We start from the raw sequence: 17,113 nt of genomic DNA on the forward strand, positions 1-17,113 counted from the left end.
TTGACCTGCAAAAGCATGCCCACCGCCCGCCGCTTGGCCGCCGGGCCTAGAAGTTTCCCCGAGCGATCTCCCGCAACGCGTCTTTCTCCAGCTCGGCATCAGCCAGCAACCGCTTGAGCCGGGCGTTCTGCTCCCGCAACTCCTTGAGCTCTTTGGCGGCGTCGGTGTCCATTCCGCCGTACTGGCGCCGCCAGTTATACAACGTGGCCGCAGAGATCCCCAGCTCAGCGGCGATCTCCTCGCCCGAAGCCCCGGCGGCAGCCAACTCGTCGGCACGGCGCAGCTTCCGTACGATCTCTTCCGCGGAATGCCGCTTACGTCCTGCCATGGTTCTCAGTGTCCCTTCTGGCCCCTCACCAGGGCCAACAGGACTCTAAATCCGGGCGGTCTCATTCACCTGGGACAGGCCACCACCAGTTGGTCGAATGGGTCGGTGGTGGTATCGAGCTGGCTGAACTTCCGGATGGCGACGGAAAGAGAGTTCTTCACGGCGCCTGGTCGTTTCACCTCGGTGTTCGCGAGGAGGTCGGTCAGCGCGTCGATCGCCGCGCCTTCAGTGCCGGTGAGCCGAACAACCCGGCGCACCACGGATGGTCTTTTGTCGTCGATAAGCATCGAAAGCCGGGCCGGCCAGCGGGTGATCGGTGTACTTGCCCCGGCGACTTCGTAGGTGGACTGCACGGTGGCGCCGGTCAGAAGGCAGATGGCAAGGACGAACCTGTCCAGTTTGGTGCGCAGCTCCCGGTCGGAGTGCGACTCGGAGCTGGTGACTGTAGCGGTGGCGACAAGTAGGGAGTTCGGTGGCCGGAAGACCCTCGGCGGGCGTCTTTTCCACGCGTGTTCGGCGTCGGGAATCAGTCGGCGAATCCGTGCGTCGAGCATGCGATTGTCCGGTTCGATGGTGATATCGCCGATCTGGATCTTCGCACTGTTCTCTGTCGTGAGGTGCGAGACTACGCGGGTCACCACGAAGTTGTAGGACGCGCCGGCGAGCACGGACACGAGCTCGTCGATCGCTTCGGCGACCGGGGAACCATGAGGGTCGTATGGCGTGCCGCCGTCGCCGCCGTAGGTCGCGTGCATCGAGCACAAGTAGATGCAGTGTTCCAGGAAGCTGTGGATCCACAGCGAGATGGTGAGCTGGTGCGCCCGGTTGTCATCTTCACCCGGTTCGAATGCTGCTGAGAACTCGGTGCCGATGGCATGAGTGAGCGCCGAGTACTGCGGCAGCTGCTCCAGGCGTCTGGCATCGAAGTCGATGTGCGCTTGCAAGCGTCGATGCCCGGAAGAGGTGGGGATCGCATTGTCGGCGAGGAGAACGTCGAATGCCGCGACAACAAAGCGGCGCGCGGCATCTCGCGTAAGGGGAGCGCTCACAACGACATTCGTACCAGCCTCCTTCGTGTCCGCCCGTCCCGCTGCCATAACCTCCTGTCGGTCGGACCGAGCCGGCCCGAAAGGGCCACGATTCGAAGACGCGCAACACCGCGGTGTCCGAGAGGTGGCAGCGGCGAACCTGCTCTGGGCTTACGGACGCGAATCCAATGTCGGGTACCGGCCAGAGGAGTGGTAACTCAAAAACACCCCGAACCCAGTTGGTATTCGTCGCCGCTACGCCGATCGTTACATGCCGACACACCGAAACCACTGGAGCCCGCGGTTTACGGAGGGCTCTTCCTCGGTCGTCATCCGCCACGAACCTGTGTCGGGAACGCGTTTCCACGATGGTGAGTTCCGAAGGAGGGCTGCGGGAACGGTGGAAGCCACCTGCATCCCGGTGGGGCGCTCGTAGATTACGGTCGAGCCTGTTTCGATCATCCAACGGCCACCAGCGATCGGCGGGTCGGATGTCTCTATGTAGATCTCGACTGGGACGCGCAGGTAGGTGGGGCCGGATTTCGCGTGAGCGCGTTTGCCGATGGTGCTGGCGGACGATCGCGCGCGCTGCGCGTACACCTCAGGCCATCTGCTGTGATCGCGGTCGCGGGTCTCGGGCATGGCGCGCATGCCGCGCGCGGATCTGCCCCGTGCTGTGGGCGCAACCGCCACGGCACCCGGCGTGGTCACGAGGGTCGGGCGGTCCGCCCCCTGGTCGTTCCCGGGTCGGGGTCCGTCGGACGCCGCGGTGGCTGTGCAGAGGTTGAGGTTTCTTCTTGCCTCGGCTCGGTGGAGCACGGTGGCTGTGCCGGTCGGCCGCTGCTGCACGGCCACGGCGCGGAGTTGAGGGTGGCAATGGTCGGGTCCGGTGTGCTGGTTGAGCCAGTGTTTCCAGGCTGCGCGGTGTTGGTGGTGGCGGGTGAGGCGTTCGATGCGCCGGTGGTGGAGGCCGTGCGCGTGCGTGATGTCGTCGAGGCTGGTTGTACCAGGATGTAGGCGTCCGTGGGTATGGGTGACCAGGCCGGCGGTGGTCAGGACGGCCAAGGCGTTGTACCCAGCGCTCGGGCTGACGCAGGCCGCGGCGAACACATCGGCTGGAGTGGTGAGCCCCGCGCGGGTGACGAGTTCGTACAGTCCTCGGCAGTGCAGGCCGAGGAATGACCAGGCGGGATGGACGGGTTCCACTCGTGCGCGGCTGATTTGAGCCTGGTCGGGGCGGATGGGGTGGACGCCGTGGTGTGGTGTGACCAAGGCGTAGCGGTCGGCGAGTAGTCCTTGGCCTGGGCGGATGCGGAAGATCGGTGCGCCGGGTAGTTCGCGCAGTTCCCGTAGCACGCCCCATACGGTGGATTCGGGCAGGTCGCCTGCGGCCAGGGACAGGGATCGGCCACCGAACTCGACGACGGGCACGCCACGTGCGATCTGCCCGCTGACCGCGGAAGCCCATGCCAATGCCTGCAGCACCGCCAGCACGGTCCACCGTCGCGGGGATCGCGGCCACTGCGCGTGCACCCACAGCGTCGCGGCCGCCAGCCACCGCTGCTGTAGGTGTGCCGCCGAGCGGGGCTCGGGTGAGCCCCCTGTGTCTTTTGTATTGTGCGCCACTGACAGGAATGCGGGGACGGTGCGTTCGGCCCACCGGCAGACGGAGATCCAATCACGGTGCATCGCTGCGTCGCCGCCGTGGCCGTAGCGGTGGTAGGCGTCGGCGAACCCGCGCCAGCTGCCACCAGCGCCGGGTAGCTGCGCGCGCACGTCGAGGTAGGAGTAGCCGCGCACGACCGCGGCGGCGAGCACGGATTGGCGTGCGGCGGAGCGATCCAGCCGGCCCGCGCGCGTGATCCAGCGGCCATCAGCGGGCGTAGCGCCGTCGCGCGCGAAGGCTTCGACGGTGGCGGAGATCGGGCCTTGGCGGCGGTATTCCGCGCGCAACCGCGCGCGCTCGCCTTCGCCCTCCCACAGCTGCATGGCGTGCGCGGTCCGGTCGGCTGCGCACGATGCGCGCGGTGTCGCGCGCGCATCGTGCGCGGTGTTCGCGTCGTGCGCGGTTCTGGCCAGCAGGTGGTGTAGTCGGGCGACGAAGCCGGGCGCGGATCGGGTGGTGAGGGTGTCGATGGCGTCGTCGAGGCTGCCGTCACTGCCGTCCAGGCGGCGGTATCCGCCTTGCTTGCAGCGTGATCCAGGCGGGGTGATGCAGCCAGTGACCGGGTTGAGCATCGGTGTGATGTCCAGGCTGGGCGGCCGCGCAGCGAGCAGCCGGACGAGGGATTCGGCCTGGACGAGGTCGAGGGTGACTCCGAGGGGTAGGGGGATGAGGATGTGGCGGCCGCCGCTGGTGGAGCAGTCGGTGATCGCGCGGCCGCCGGCTTCCCGAATCCAGCCCAGGCAGCGGTGGACGTCGCGTTCGACCGCAGCGGTGCCGTCGCGGGCGCTGTCGAAATCCAACGCCAGCAGTCGGGCGCGGCCGTCACGATAGATCGGCACCGCCGCAGGCTGGTCGGGCAGCTTTCGGGTCAGAGTCCGGGCGTGGTTGTTGTAGCGGCCGAGGGTGGGGTTCCACAGGCGCATCGAGCGGCGTGCGGCCAGCAGGGGCGCCAGCCGCATGAACACCGCACGCGCCACGGCGTCATCGGTGCGATCGTCAATGGTTGTGCACGTAGGTTTTTCGGGCGCAGCGGGTAGCTCGGCTTCAGTGGAGTGTGCGTGGTCGCCGCTGCGATCGGCAGCGGTTGATGACGTGCGCAGGTGTGAGCTACCTTGGGGGTGCTTGGCATCAGCAGCCTTCAGGGTTGTGTTGTTGGTAGTGCCCTCAGCCGCTAACTGGGGGCGCTACGCGTTTTTCGGGAGTTGTGAGTCGACTGGTCAAGCCGACTCCAGCGGCGAGTCTGTAGTGGCGTCCTTTCTGGTTCCGGAACTAGTGCGTGTTCAGGCGGGGTGTGGTGCCTGCGGGCACTGCTTGGAAACTTCGGGCTAGGCCGCAACCCCCTGGTCGGTGGTGGTGGGGTCGAAGCCCAGGGATTCAGCGCGGGCGATGATGCGGTCGACGGTGGAGCGCGCCCACGGCGAGGAGGTGATCGCGCTCATCTCGGTGGCGATCCGGTTGGCGTTGAGGCCTTGGGCAGCCAGCTGCAGAATGGCCACGATCTGCGGCGCGGGCTTCTGCACGAGTTTGCGCAGCACCAGCTGCTCGGCGATCTCACCGCACGAGCTGACCGTCACCGCTGTCGTGATGCCCCCGTCAGTTTGTGGTGTTGCTTCAGCGGGCGGTTGAGATGTCGACTGCTCAGCGAACCCGGGGGAGATAGCGACAGCGGTTGCCCCGCTCCGGCCTGGCGGTGTGAAACCCGCCGATTCGGATCCAGCGGCGGTCGTCGTGGTCGCCGACGCGGGATATGCCGGTCTCGCTGGCACGGCCATCGGCGACAGTGCCGGCCGATTAGAAGCTACGGCGCGATCCGCAGAGCCGACACCGCCGTCGGATGCAGAAGATTCGTGCGCGGATGTTTCGGTGCGGCGGGTGGCAAGCGTGGCGATCATCTCGGCGTTGCGGGCGGTGAGCCATGCGTGCAACCACATCAACACCACCACCATGATCGGGGCGACGGAGTATTCCGCGGCGCGACCGAGATCACCAGCAGCCAGGTGCGGGCCGCTGTTGAGTCCGACCGTCGCGGTCAGCAACACCGTCTCGATCACCACGATCTTGGTGCGCTGCACGGTGATGCCCAGGCGTGCAGCGGTGGCGGCCTGGGCCATGATCTCGAGGATCGGCACCGAAATCATCGCCTCGATACCGAAACTCAGCGCCCACAACAGCCACCAGCTCACCTCCCCGCTCGCGCCGTCGGGGGTCAGGTTGCGGCCGACGTTGACCGCCGACCAGAGCAACCCGATGGCCATGACCGCCCGCAGCCGCCACGACGAGCGGGTCGCGCGACGGTGCAGCATCCCCTCCAGCGCATCAGGATTGGTTTCGCGCCGCCGCTGTGCGCGAGCGCGCCGGTGCCAGCGTTGCTCGGCGGCGTCCTCACGCTCGATCGCAGCCGAGGTGCGGCGGTCACGCTCTGCATCGGCCAGTTCGGCACGGAACACGCGTTTGCGCTGGCGGCGCTGCTTGGCGCGCATCCACACACGCAGGGCCCGTTCGGCGGCGATCTCCCGTTCGCTGTGCACGTCATACAGCGCGCTGTGTCCCTGCCAGGGCAACTGTTCCTCAGCCAGCGCGACACGCCGTGCCAGATCCGTCGGCATCACCCGGTCGCCGCGGCGAGACCACCATCGTCCGGACTCGACCACGAATTCTTCCGGCCGATCGGATGACTCGTTGGACGCGGCCGCAGCGGAGTGGAGACTACTGGTCATCGTGCGCCCTCCAGAGCAGGGATGTTCGCCGAACCGCTCCTGGCCCGATCCGAGCTGGGTGGTGTTGTGGCCAAAGGATGGGGTTCGCCGGTGAGGTGAGCGATGGCGGCGGCGACTTCGTTGATGGTGGCGGTGGTGTAGATGCCGGTGGTGCCGCTGCCGTTGTGGGAGTGGCGGGCGAACTCGCTCGCTACGGCCGGGCCGTAGTGGCGTTCGACCCATGTGGTCGTGATGTGGCGTAGCCAGTGAATCGAGATGCCGTGAGAATGAACCCACGGCAGGTGGCGGCCGAGGCGTTCGAACAGGCCGTTGTATCGGCGGCGGGTGATCGGTTTCCCGTTGCGTGCGCGCAGCAGCTGCTCGTTCGGTGCCGCGCCACGCTGCTCGGCGTGACGGCACAACGCGCGCATCAGGGTGGGGGAGACCGGCTGCCACAACTGAGTGCCGCCCTTTTCCCGCAGCAAGATCAGCGACTGCACCGGGTCCAGGTCCTGCGGCCGCAACGCCAGCGCCCCACCACGGCGGCATCCGGTCTCGGTGTGCAGCCGCAGCAACAAGGTATCCAGCTCCGGATCGTTGCCCGTGGTCGCCGCGACATGAACGATCTGCGCGAGCAGATCGCTCTGCAACGCACGACGATTCGAGCGGGTGCGCTTCGGCTTGGTCAACCGGACCGCAGGGTTGTCGCGCGGGTCGATCACCTGGTTGTCCTCGGCGTGTTTGTACAGCCGCCGCAACGCATCGATCACGTGACGGACCACGTCACGGCCTCCGCGGTCGCTGCGGCGGATCACCCGTTGTGCGCGGATCGCCTCACACAACCCCTGCAGATCCGCGGTCGTCGGCTCGTCCAGGCGCCGCTGCGCCCACCCGGGCTGGGCGAGGATCTTGTTCCAATATGTTTGATAGTGGTTGCGGGTCAGCCCGGTGGGCATTGCCGCCAGCACCGTCGGGATGTACTCGGCGAAAGCCGGAACAGCTCGGGGAGATTCGGCGCGTGCGGTCAGGTCGTCGACGCTGAGCCCGAGACGGTCCATCATCATCTGCACCGTGGCGATGTCGGCGTCGGTGCGCGTGCTCATTGCCCGGCTCCTTCGCAGAAGCGGCGCGCCAGGATCTCATCCACCACGTGCGCGGGATACACCACCAGCAGCGCCTGCTCGGGGTCGGCGGCCAGCAGGACCCGGTCGTGGATGCGGATGCCCGCGCTTCGACGGATCGCTGCCGGCAGCGGAAGGTGGCCGTGTTTGGTGATGCCGCGGCGGCCGAAGCCGGGGCGGGTGATCACGATCAGCCCGCCGCAGATCCGCCACGACAACTGGTCACCGGGACGCCAGTCCAGCGCGGTGAGAACGGTCTTGTCCACGACGTGGCCGTTGGTGTCGACCGGGCGGATGCTGTGCACGGCCGTCCGCTGCGGCGGTTGCTCGACATTCCCCAGCGGCAGTCCCGGCACACCGGGCATGGTGTCGAGGCCACCGCCGACCGTGGCCAGTGCGAAGGAGGGTACGACCGGAATGAGTGTGTCATCGGTCACACTTTTCACCCCCCGAAGGGGTAAACTCGCAGGTCGCGGGGGTGATCCGAGGGTGGGTGTCCAGGCTGTGCCCGGACACGATTTCTGAGGCATATTTGCCACGTTTTTGTGTCCGGAGGGGGACTTGAACCCCCACGCCCGATAAAGGGCACTAGCACCTCAAGCTAGCGCGTCTGCCATTCCGCCACCCGGACCGGTGTGCTCAGCAAGATTATCGGATCGCTCCGCGTGGACCAAATCGCGGCTGGGCTTGCGGATTCTCGAACGAGTTGGGATGGGTTGGTCGGACCATCATCCGGTGACGGCGGGAGCTCCATGTGGCGCTGTTCGACTGGGTGCGTGATCGGCATGTCGGGCTATGTGACGGAGCGGCTGGCGTGCGGGGCTAGCGCTGCTCGATCGCACGGACTAGGGCACCGGGCGTGACGGGTATGTCGTCCGCGGGATCTCGCCGATCGGACCCTTGTGCTGCCGATCTGCGGCAGGCCGCGCTCGGCCGTGTGTGGCGGCAGTACGGAAGCGGCCGGAGAAATCTCGCCGGGATGCGGCATGGACGCTAATGGTCGAGGCTGTGGGAGACGGAGTTACCAACAGTAAGCGGACCGTAGTCCGATTGTCGAACCGCCCGATGACATAGACCGGCAGTGGCAGTGCCGCGTGTCGCCGGCATCATGGACTGACTTCAGTGGGGGACTGGCCGCGGTACGGGTGCACGAGGTGTCGCATCTGCTGCGCGACTACCACGGTTGGGACCGGCCACCCGCTCGGCGGTCCGCGTCGCCGGTGCGGGCAATCACTAGATCTATGGCAGGCCGGTTCGGCGCTCGGTCGGGGTGCCGGGGTGCCGGGGTGCCGGGGTGCCGGGGTGCCGGGAATGGTGTTGCCGAGTTTGTCGCGAACGCGACCTCGACGCTCATCGGCACATCGGTATCGGTCACCGACACCCAACTGGGCGGCGCGTGCCTGGAAGTGATGGCCCCATCCCGCGTCTCGGGCGGACGGCGCGCGGCCTCGAATAACACCGGAGAGTCGCGGAAATACCTAGGCCTGCAACATGGATGCGAGATCGACGGATCGCCGGCATTGGGCTCATGGCAAATCGGCATGAGTTATCCACACGCACACAACACGTTTCGGTGGCGTCGCGCATCATGGTGATGACCACGACCCAACACGAACGTGCGGAGCGGTGAGCACATGCCCACGACGGATAACCTGCTGTACGGCGGTACACGCTGGGACGAGCGCGGCCAGTGGTGGTATGAGCTGATCCGCGGTGACGGATCGGCCGAGCGCGTGCCCGGTCTCGGTACACGCTTGGCGTTCCGGGTCCGCGACACGGCGCGATATTGCCTGGGATATCTTGGATTCGGCAGTTTCCCGGGGCGGCGAGCGTGTCCGGATTCCGCACAACTTCCCAGCGGCCGGCGGTGCCCGCATTGCCGAGCGCGGGAAGGGTGGGCGGTGGTGCATACCCACCGCGGACCGATCTCTGCCCTGCCCGAGCAGATCCGTGATTACGTGTCGCAGCCCCACCATCTCTATATCGCCTATTTCGGTGACGGACTGGCCAAGGTGGGCACGGCGTCGGCGGTACGTCGGCATCGCCGCCTGTACGAACAGGGCGCGCTCGCCGCCCGATTCATCGCCGACTCACCGGATGGCTTGCATGTTCGCGAACTGGAGCGGGTGGTGTCGGCACAGGCCGGATTCCGGCAGGCCGTCGGCAGCGCGGCGAAGACTCGTGTACTGACCAAGCCGCTGGCTCCGTGGGCGGCAGTGGAGGCCGCAGTGGCCGCCGCAGCCTCCGACGCGCTCGCTGTGCTGCCCACCGGGACGATGCGCACCGGAACGACCTGGTCGGGTGGCGGCGAGTTCTATCGCACAGTGGCGGAGCGGGGCCGCTACGCGACCGTCGTGGATTTCGGCGGGGTGATGCCGGGGGAGTACGTCCTCGACGCGGTGACTGCGCACGGGCACACCATCGCTTGCCGCGACGGATCCGATTCCGGAGAATTATTGCTGGTCAACGACAGTCAGCTCATCGGGCGGCGTATCGAGCTCGACGAGTCGATCACGGTCGGGTCCGTTGCCGCGCAGACGAGCTTGTTCTGAGGCCTCCAGGACCTGACTCGAGCGAGTGGAGCGTTCCCCTCGATCACGGAGCTGTGGGAATGGATCAAGTCGAGGCGGGGTGGGTGAACCACGGGTGCTCGATCATCGGCCCTGCCTCGCGACCGTGGGGGAGAGCCGGGCAGCCCCATGGTCTCGTTGTCGCAAGGCACATCCTGCACACGACCTCGGCAGCGTCGCGAACACAGCTTGATCGCCGCATCGAAGCCCTGATGGCGCGGATCGCGCACCGTCGATCGTGCCGGTCAGGAACGGCAATGAACGGGTCGCGGCTGGGCCCGCCGCTGCCGGGGATGTCCACCACCACGGCGTTGTCGGCGAGGGGTGTGAGGTGCAGATGAGTAGCCGGTACTCGATCTCTCAAAGCCATGGGTCACACGCTCGCCTCAGCGGACGGCGCGTCAGCCGACCCGGACCGATGGCGAACTAGCACCGCGCGTGTACACGAGCGAACGGCGAATGCCAGCCAGTTGCCCGCCGTGATCGGTCAGCCCGAGACGGGCCGGGGAGAGTGCTGGCGTACCGAGTTACGGGGCTGCACTACGACCCAGAAATCCTCCTGTGCTGGCCAATCGGTGTGAGGCGATCCTCGCTGGAGCGGCCATCGAAGGGCAAGCCGTAGAGGATCGCAGGGAGACAGGTAGGTAGCTACTCGCGTCGCGAGGAAGATGTGCGCCCACACTCGACTGGATCCTCGAGGGCATACCGGCCTCGGGGGGAGGTGATCATGAGAAACGGCTCGCAAGCACTTCTCGTCGCGGTGGCCATAGCTGGCCTGTTCGGCGCCGTGCCGGTATCCGTCGCGGCACCGGAGCCGATTCCCACCGTGCCCGTCCCGCCCAGCACGGCGGGACCGGTGTGGCCGGTGAGCACGCCGACAGATAGCGCGCCGCCTTCGACTGGGGAAACGCAGACGCAGACCACCACCAAGACGCCCGATCCCACGGCCACGACGACGAGTCCTGAGCCGACAACCACTACGACCAAGCCGAATCCGCCGACCACAACAACCGAACCGCTCCGGACAACTGTGCGAACACCGAGTGCCGGCCCGACCCCCGGACCGTCCGAGAATTCCGCGCCCACGCTCGTCGCTCCGGCCACCGCGGAACTCGGCACCACTATCACCGTTCGGGGCGAGCGCTGGCCTTGTGACCTGGCGCGCGCCTTTCCGGACTGGTCCGAATCGGTGCCTGCCCAGGTACGAGGTGGTGTGTTCGATGTTCGCGTCGATGTGCCCGAAGGGGTCCGACTGGGTTCGCACTCCATTTCCGCCGCATGCGTCGGAGCCTCCCAGGGCCTTGCAGCGAGGACATCCATCGAGATGATCCCCGCGCGGCTGGTCACCACTACCGGCGACCGCGCGAACACGGAACCGCCCGGCGAGCGTCCACCGTCGCCGGGACAAGCCGAGGACAGTGATCGGAACACCGGCGTCGGCGACATACTCGGTCTCGGAGGGTTCCTACTCCTCCTCGGCGCCGCGGCGCTGGTTGTTCGCGGTCGCCGGAAACGCCCGAATGAGGCGTCGCGCAACAAGGATCCGCGTCTTCCGCAGGTACACGTGCGGGTGGTCGCGGATGTCCCCCCGATGATCCACGTTCGCCAGGTCACCCGTGCTCCGGACGTGCGGATACGGCTGCGGGCCTGCGAGCCGTGGCTGAACGTCAAGGAGGTGCTCGGATGACGAGTCCAGCGTCGATGAGTGCTCGGTCGGTTCTGTTCCACAACGCCCCGCACGATGTCGAGGTGGGTGAGCTGGCCGAGCGCCTGCACGAAAGGGGCGCCGAACGCTTGGCGCTGCGCCGGGCGCCGGGCGTGGCCCGGACACTGGGGGCGGTGGCGCTGCACGAGGTGGCCGAGACCGTCGATGGGCTGCTCGAGGTCGACCTGGGCAGTGTCGCGATCGGGGGTTGGCGCCGCTACGACCGGTTGCGCTCGGCGGCGATGCGTACCCGCGCCGGTGGAACCGAACAGGTCACGCTGTTCGAACACGAGATCACGCAAACCTACCGTCCGGGCTTGGAGGTCACCGTCGACGGAAATTCGGTCGGGGAGTTCACGATAGAACTCTGCGTCGCGATACTGCTCCAGCCGCTCGCCGCCACCGTCCGCAACGGAATGCTGGCGGCACTGGGCCCCGGTGACTGCACCGTGACGGTGTCGATCGGCGCGCCGGAACTCGGGCCGATCATGCGGCGCGAACGCAGACTGCACACGGCGACGATGATCGACCTTCGACGGCCCGTACCCCTCGTCGAGCTGCCTCCGACCTTGCCCGCCGGGCGCCTACCCACGGCGCGACCACCGCAAGCTCGGTGGGCCGGTGGGTGAATTCGACCGACTCCTCGCGGTGAGGATCTGCGCAGTGTGGCGGTGGCTAGGGCCGTGCACTCGCAGTTGTTTCCGGCCGTGAGGAACCGAGCCCGTTCACGCGTCTTCTACCCGAGGTTTGCTGCGGGGCGCGGATACGAGCGCCTCTACGTTGCCAGTTCCAGACGGGTACAAGCTCGGTATTCCCATCGAGAACGCGAACGAGAATGCGTATTTGATCGAGATCGATGCCCACGGGCGCCAGATGTTGGAAATACTGACCACCGGCCGATCCTGCCGGAGTGCGCGGGTCGACTTGGCTGGGCGGGAAGGCGATGAGCAGGTCGGTCGCCGTCCGGATACCGAGTTGACGCAGTTTCACCCGGGTTCTGGTGCCGGCGCGAACGCCGGGGCCGAGACTACCGCCGAGTTGCGCGGTCCAGCTGGGATCTTCGGTGGAAGGGTGGGACGACGGCTTGTCACCGAAGCGCAGGGAGCGCCGGCGTTCGTGCCGTGTCACCTCGCTGTGATCGAGGTGGAAGTAGAGCTGAGCCTGATCGATCCAATCCACCAGACGGCCCAGCGGGACACGCGTGTGGAGCATGACATCGATGAGATTCGCCGTCACCAGACTCTGCATGTCTTCGATGCCTTCTTCGATGAGCCGCGATTCGTACCACACGTTCAGGCCATCGAGCTGATTGAGCGGATAGTGCGGTGTGAGCTGGGGGACTGCGGCGCGGAGGGCGACCGCGGCGGTCCTGTGGAGAGCATAGACGCCGACGATCGGAAAGGAGCCGACGACGAAGGCTACCGCCGATCGAACGCCGGGTTCCAAGCTGTCGATCAACTGGTGCAGCGGCACCAAGGTGGTGAAGACGACGATTATTCGCAAGAGCGCGGAGGCATACGCACTCGGCCTGAGGTCGCTTTGGAAGAAACGCCGGACGAGGCTCTGGACGGTGAACGCGTAAGCGCCGAGAAAGCCGAACTTGAGGATGTCCCACACCGTGGTGGGGTTCTCGACGAAGTCCAGATCCCAGAGGGTCGCGGTCCAGCAGGTCGCGAAGCCGATCGTGGCGAGGAAGACCGGGAACAGAGTTTCGGTCTTCACCGCGAAATCGGATCCACCCGCGGAGGACACCGCACGCCCGTAGTAGGCGTTGAATTTCTGTCGGTAGATATTGTAATCGTCTTCTTGGAGGTAGCCGCCGTCGGCGATCCATTCCTCGTAGAACTCGGAGGATCGCGGTGGCCGGGGCAAGTATTTCGGCTCGTCCACTGCGAGCCGGTGAAGGTTGAGGACGTACTCGTTCCACAAGGCACTCGCGCGCTGGCCCAGAAATCGGATATACAGCCAGCTGGGCAGGAAGGAAAGCACCCAGACGATGAATATCTTCAGCACTCCGGTGGACAGATCGTCTGCCGAACTATGACGGTGGAATCCGCCCCACACGGTGAGGAAAGCGAAAACGATCGGGACGACGATCAGAACATTCATCCACACGAGGACGACCTCGCGGCTGAACCACCCCCACGACCGGCTCCGCGACGGCACACGACCGATGGGCGTGCGGCCCGCGAGGGGGTCGGCGATACCTCGGGTCAACGAAAGCAGGGATTCTCGCGCGTGCGGGTGCTCGTGCAGCGCTCGATACAAGTGCTCGGTGAGGCGTTTGCGGCCACCCCTGCTGCCTGTGGCCTCGACAAGAGGGCTGAGCGCGGGGTCACTGCGGAACAATTCGCCGAGCTCTGTGTCGATGGCGTGGGCTACTCGATCATTCTCGGTGAGAAATCCCGCGGCCCGGAGGCGGTAGCTCTGGCTGGCCGGTGATCGAGGTTCGGCACACCTCGATGCCATCGTCAGCGCTTCGGAGAGGTCCTTTGCCAGGACATACGTTGGCGCTGTGGCGTCCATAACTTCTCCCGACGACGGTTCCGGCATTCGAATGGTGTGGCGGCTCTTCGCGGAATCCACGCTAAGCCCGCCCCGTCGGCGGGTGACGCGTAGCCCACTACTCATTTGGGCCCTTGCGCCTCGCGTCGCGCCGTGCGGAAAACGCTTACCGAATCGGACGGGCACCGCCGCCGCGCAGAATGACTCGATGAGCGAGTAGTGAACTACCCGAATTCGAAATAATCCGACCGAGCACTTCGATGATCGTCGTGCCGACTGTACGCTGAGATCGTCGATCCGGAGTCCGGCATCATTCGCCCCGGGTTCTCGACATTCCTATGAAATCCCATAGTTCGACGAGAGGGTCAATCGATGATCAATACACACACGGTAGCCGCAGGAGACACTCTCTCTGCGATTGCGAAGAGATTTTACGGTCAGGCCGCGCTTTTCCAACTCATCGCCGTGGCCAGTGGCGTTCCGGATCCCGATTCGATACGCGTCGGGACGGTGCTGATCATCCCCGAGGTGAACCGCAAGCACACGGTGGTGCGAGGCGAAACACTGTCCGGATTGGCAGGGCATTTCTATCGCCCGCAGAACTCGCATCTGTTCCCGCTGATCGCCGCGGCGAACGGAATCGACGATCCCGACCAGATCCACGCTGGTCAGGTACTGATCATTCCCGGCATCTCGTACAAAGTCGTTTCCGGCGACACACTGTCCAAGCTCGCCAAGCGCTTCTACGGTGATGCCACACTGTTCCCGCTGATCGCCGACGCGAACGAGATCCTGGACCCCGACGTCATTCACGTCGGCCGAGAATTGATTATTCCCCCGAAGAACTAGGAGATAACCATGGCAGCCGAATGGCATACGGTCGTCGCAGGCGAGACCCTGTCGGGAATCGTCAAGAAGAAGTACGGCGATCTGAAATTCTTGCAGAGGATTGCCGACATCAACGGTATCGAGAACCCGGACTTCATCAGAGTCGGCCAGCAGATCATGCTCCCCTTGCGGTCCATCCTCGCCTCGGCGGGCTAGACCGGATGCCGAGTCGTCCTCGCAATTGCGGCGGCCTCCGATCGCTCACCTCGGGACAGCAAGGGCCGACGGTATTGCTGTTGCCCTCCCAGCAGCGGATGCTCCACTCCTGGGAGGGCAACGTTCTCGCCGCCCGACAGGATCGCGCAGGCGACCCGCGACCCGATCGGTCACCCAGCACGAGAGCGGCGACCGGTGGAATCGTGGGCCTCAGTCAGGGCTTGAGCGGATCGTGGCCCCAGTTCATCAGCGAGTACCGCCACTTGCTGTCGACGATGTCCCCGGAAGGTCGTTGCTCGAGATGGCGGTGCGCGTAGCCGACGACTTTGCGCATGTGCGCGTAGTCGTCGTCGGTCAGGTCGTTCTTCTCGAGGATGTCCACGATGCGGCGTCCGCTCCGGTGCCCGGTCGACTCGCCGCCGCCTTCCGATTTCTGTCCCACCGATTTCGACTCGTCGGTGTCGAGCCAACGACGTAGTTCTTTCGCCGTCATATTGACGATGTTGTCGAATTCCGCACGTGTGTCCTTCTTATCTGTCGTCATGATTTCAGTCGTCCTGCCGATGAAGAGCGTCGGGTTTGTGTACCGCGTCACGGCCGCTTTTCGCACTGCGCACCCGGTACTGCGGATCTTCCTCGGATGCCCGGACGGTCCGACCGGCGGCTTCGGTGTCGGATGTGATCACCTCTTCCACCTCACCTTCGGCGGTACCGCCGTGGCTCTTCCATTCCACTTTGTCGCCTTTGCTGAAGGATCGCTTGCTCATGGCAGATTCCTTACCTGATCCCGTTTCCGACGTGCACGTGGTACCCCGGCCGGTACGCCGCAAACCGATAGCTGAAGCGATGTTGCATCGTTTGGGCATCAGTGCGGGAGGGATCGCGGGATTGAAAGCGTGACGTGCGGGTCAGAGGAGTTCTTCAAATGTTCGTTCGAATCCCAGCGCGCCGCGACCGTCGGCGACCTGACGGTCGAGCAGGTTTTTCAAGGGGGCGACGAAGTCGAGGGTGACGTTCGCGTCGCGGCTGGCGCGGTTTATCGCGTCCAGTGCGGCTTTGTGGAACGCGATGGATTGGACCGGGTCGGCGTATGCGGCGGTGTCGATGACGGCCCCCTGATGTGGCAACGACTGGGTCATGGCGCCGACCCACGCGGCGGCTCGTCGGCCGAATTCGGCGGCGGAGACGCCGACCGAGCGCATCATGGCCGCGCCGTGCAGGAAGCCGCCGAACATGGCGTACATGGTGGCGAGCAGGGCGAAGTCGTAGGTCGAGGCGAAGCCCGCGTCTTCGCCGAAGTATTCCGCGGCAGCGAGCAATTCGAGGGTTTCGCGGTGTGTGTCGAAGACCGTCCGGGAGCCGCTGTAGAGGATGGAGGCGCCGGGTCGGCCGATCATGGGCGGCACCGCCATGATTCCGCCGTCGAGGTAGTCGCAGTCGTGACCGGCAGCCCAGGCGGCGAGTTCGCGAGCTTCGTCGGGGGCGGTGCTGGTCAGGTTGATCAGTTGTCGTCCGGCCAGTCGGGCAGCGACCGGGTCGAGGGTGGCGTGCACCGAGGCGTGGTCGAGCAGTACGGCGACGATCGGGCCGTCGGCGCCGATCGCCTCGGCGACGGTCGCGGCGGTGACGGCTCCGGCCGCGAGGAGTTCGGCGTCCTTGCCCCGGGTGCGGTTCCAGAGGGTTGTCGGCACGCCGGCCTTCAGGAATGTCGCGGCCAGCGCCTGGCCCATCGCACCGAGTCCCAGGATGGTCACCGGGGTCTTCGTGGTCTCCGCCATTGCGGGTTCAACTCCTTGGGTTCGAGAAACGTTCTGGTCAGCGCGCCGTGACCAAGAGTGCTCGTTGCCCGACGGAGCGGCAAGTACCTACTATTTTGTCCGGTACTTACCAATTGGTTTGTGAGCAGGTAGCGAGGTGTATGGTGGGCGCGAAGCGATCGGGGCCGTATTTCTGCGGTATCGACGCCGCGATGGATGTGGTCGGCGGCAAGTGGAAGGCGCTGATTCTCTGGGAACTGGAGAACCACGGCGTGCGGCGCTTCGGCGAGTTGCGCAAGGGGCTGCCGGGGGTCTCGGAGAAGATGCTGATCCAGCAGCTGCGGGAGCTGGAGGAGGACGGGATCGTGAGCAGGACCGTCTACCGCGAAGTGCCGCCGCGCGTGGAGTACCGGCTGACCGAGATCGGCGTGGCGCTCAACGCCGCACTGGAGCCGTTGGGCGCCTGGGGACGGGACCGGATCGATCGGATCGGGGCGCCGCGGGTGCATCAGCTGCCCTGAGGTGAATCCTTCAAAAGTGAATGTTTCACTCGGGCAACATCGTTCAGCGGAAGATCAAGCTACTAGTTGGTAACTATAGTTACTTTTGTGCACACCCTGTGTAATTGACGCATAACCGGGCCCGTCGTATGTTCCACGTCACAACTTTTGCAAGATGTGGGTGGCAGCGCAG

At 65.7% G+C, this 17,113-nt stretch carries 16 protein-coding genes, 1 tRNA gene and 1 pseudogene; 7 read left to right on the forward strand and 11 right to left on the reverse strand.

Annotated features, from left to right (window positions below):
- From ABZ420_RS20000 to ABZ420_RS20030, 7 genes and pseudogenes are all read right to left on the reverse strand, one after another.
- Positions 1 to 328 (reverse strand): annotated as a pseudogene (locus tag ABZ420_RS20000) (transposase); the annotation flags it as partial.
- 65 nt (positions 329 to 393) lie between these two features.
- Positions 394 to 1,425: a hypothetical protein gene (locus ABZ420_RS20005; protein ID WP_357124644.1), complete on the reverse strand. Its 1,032-nt coding sequence runs from the start codon at positions 1,423 to 1,425 to the stop codon at positions 394 to 396.
- A gap of 198 nt (positions 1,426 to 1,623) precedes the next feature.
- Positions 1,624 to 3,999, reverse strand: a complete 2,376-nt coding sequence (locus ABZ420_RS20010) for a hypothetical protein (protein WP_357124647.1) — start codon at positions 3,997 to 3,999, stop codon at positions 1,624 to 1,626.
- A 348-nt stretch (positions 4,000 to 4,347) separates the two neighbouring features.
- Positions 4,348 to 5,739 (reverse strand): hypothetical protein, encoded by a 1,392-nt coding sequence (locus tag ABZ420_RS20015; protein ID WP_357124650.1) that lies wholly within the window; start codon positions 5,737 to 5,739, stop codon positions 4,348 to 4,350.
- Positions 5,736 to 6,821 carry a site-specific integrase gene (locus ABZ420_RS20020; protein WP_357124653.1) on the reverse strand — a complete coding sequence of 362 codons (1,086 nt, stop codon included), beginning with the start codon at positions 6,819 to 6,821 and terminating at the stop codon, positions 5,736 to 5,738. The genes ABZ420_RS20015 and ABZ420_RS20020 overlap by 4 nt, the downstream gene beginning before the upstream one ends.
- On the reverse strand, positions 6,818 to 7,276 hold the full coding sequence (locus ABZ420_RS20025) for a hypothetical protein (protein ID WP_357124656.1): 459 nt from the start codon (positions 7,274 to 7,276) through the stop codon (positions 6,818 to 6,820). The genes ABZ420_RS20020 and ABZ420_RS20025 overlap by 4 nt, the downstream gene beginning before the upstream one ends.
- Positions 7,277 to 7,385: 109 nt before the next feature.
- Positions 7,386 to 7,470 (reverse strand) — tRNA-Leu (locus ABZ420_RS20030).
- A gap of 1,003 nt (positions 7,471 to 8,473) precedes the next feature.
- On the opposite strand from ABZ420_RS20030, the gene ABZ420_RS20035 reads away from it, so the two are divergent.
- From ABZ420_RS20035 to ABZ420_RS20045, 3 genes are all read left to right on the forward strand, one after another.
- Complete coding sequence (locus ABZ420_RS20035) at positions 8,474 to 9,391, forward strand: hypothetical protein (protein WP_357124658.1); 918 nt, start codon at positions 8,474 to 8,476, stop codon at positions 9,389 to 9,391.
- A 1,342-nt stretch (positions 9,392 to 10,733) separates the two neighbouring features.
- The gene (locus ABZ420_RS20040) at positions 10,734 to 11,096 is read left to right on the forward strand and encodes a hypothetical protein (protein ID WP_357124661.1); all 363 of its coding nucleotides are present in this window, start codon (positions 10,734 to 10,736) and stop codon (positions 11,094 to 11,096) included.
- On the forward strand, positions 11,093 to 11,743 hold the full coding sequence (locus tag ABZ420_RS20045; protein ID WP_357124664.1) for a hypothetical protein: 651 nt from the start codon (positions 11,093 to 11,095) through the stop codon (positions 11,741 to 11,743). Before ABZ420_RS20040 ends, ABZ420_RS20045 begins: the two co-directional genes overlap by 4 nt.
- Positions 11,744 to 11,789: 46 nt before the next feature.
- On the opposite strand, the gene ABZ420_RS20050 is transcribed toward ABZ420_RS20045, so the two are convergent.
- Positions 11,790 to 13,223, reverse strand: a complete 1,434-nt coding sequence (locus tag ABZ420_RS20050; protein ID WP_357124667.1) for a hypothetical protein — start codon at positions 13,221 to 13,223, stop codon at positions 11,790 to 11,792.
- Between the two features lie 129 nt (positions 13,224 to 13,352).
- Here ABZ420_RS20050 and ABZ420_RS20055 point away from each other — a divergent pair, with 129 nt between their 5' ends.
- The 3 genes from ABZ420_RS20055 (at position 13,353) to ABZ420_RS20065 (ending at position 14,663) form a co-directional block, all read left to right on the forward strand.
- The gene (locus ABZ420_RS20055; protein ID WP_357124670.1) at positions 13,353 to 13,556 is read left to right on the forward strand and encodes a hypothetical protein; all 204 of its coding nucleotides are present in this window, start codon (positions 13,353 to 13,355) and stop codon (positions 13,554 to 13,556) included.
- Between the two features lie 435 nt (positions 13,557 to 13,991).
- Positions 13,992 to 14,468 (forward strand): LysM peptidoglycan-binding domain-containing protein, encoded by a 477-nt coding sequence (locus ABZ420_RS20060; RefSeq protein ID WP_357124673.1) that lies wholly within the window; start codon positions 13,992 to 13,994, stop codon positions 14,466 to 14,468.
- Positions 14,469 to 14,477: 9 nt separating this feature from the next.
- Positions 14,478 to 14,663, forward strand: coding sequence for a LysM domain-containing protein (locus ABZ420_RS20065; RefSeq protein ID WP_062970460.1), 186 nt, complete (start codon positions 14,478 to 14,480; stop codon positions 14,661 to 14,663).
- A gap of 214 nt (positions 14,664 to 14,877) precedes the next feature.
- Here ABZ420_RS20065 and ABZ420_RS20070 read toward each other — a convergent pair whose 3' ends face one another.
- The 3 genes from ABZ420_RS20070 to ABZ420_RS20080 form a co-directional block, all read right to left on the reverse strand.
- Positions 14,878 to 15,207 carry a DUF3140 domain-containing protein gene (locus ABZ420_RS20070; protein WP_357124676.1) on the reverse strand — a complete coding sequence of 110 codons (330 nt, stop codon included), beginning with the start codon at positions 15,205 to 15,207 and terminating at the stop codon, positions 14,878 to 14,880.
- Positions 15,208 to 15,211: 4 nt separating this feature from the next.
- A complete protein-coding gene (locus ABZ420_RS20075) occupies positions 15,212 to 15,430 on the reverse strand; it encodes a DUF2945 domain-containing protein (RefSeq protein ID WP_357124678.1) in 219 nt (72 codons plus the stop codon).
- Between the two features lie 141 nt (positions 15,431 to 15,571).
- Positions 15,572 to 16,441 carry an NAD(P)-binding domain-containing protein gene (locus ABZ420_RS20080; RefSeq protein WP_357124681.1) on the reverse strand — a complete coding sequence of 290 codons (870 nt, stop codon included), beginning with the start codon at positions 16,439 to 16,441 and terminating at the stop codon, positions 15,572 to 15,574.
- A 140-nt stretch (positions 16,442 to 16,581) separates the two neighbouring features.
- Here ABZ420_RS20080 and ABZ420_RS20085 point away from each other — a divergent pair, with 140 nt between their 5' ends.
- Positions 16,582 to 16,941, forward strand: a complete 360-nt coding sequence (locus tag ABZ420_RS20085; protein WP_357124684.1) for a helix-turn-helix domain-containing protein — start codon at positions 16,582 to 16,584, stop codon at positions 16,939 to 16,941.
- The last annotated feature ends 172 nt before the right edge of the window (positions 16,942 to 17,113 follow it).

The organism is Nocardia sp. NPDC005745 (genome assembly GCF_040630775.1).
Classification (GTDB): domain Bacteria; phylum Actinomycetota; class Actinomycetes; order Mycobacteriales; family Mycobacteriaceae; genus Nocardia.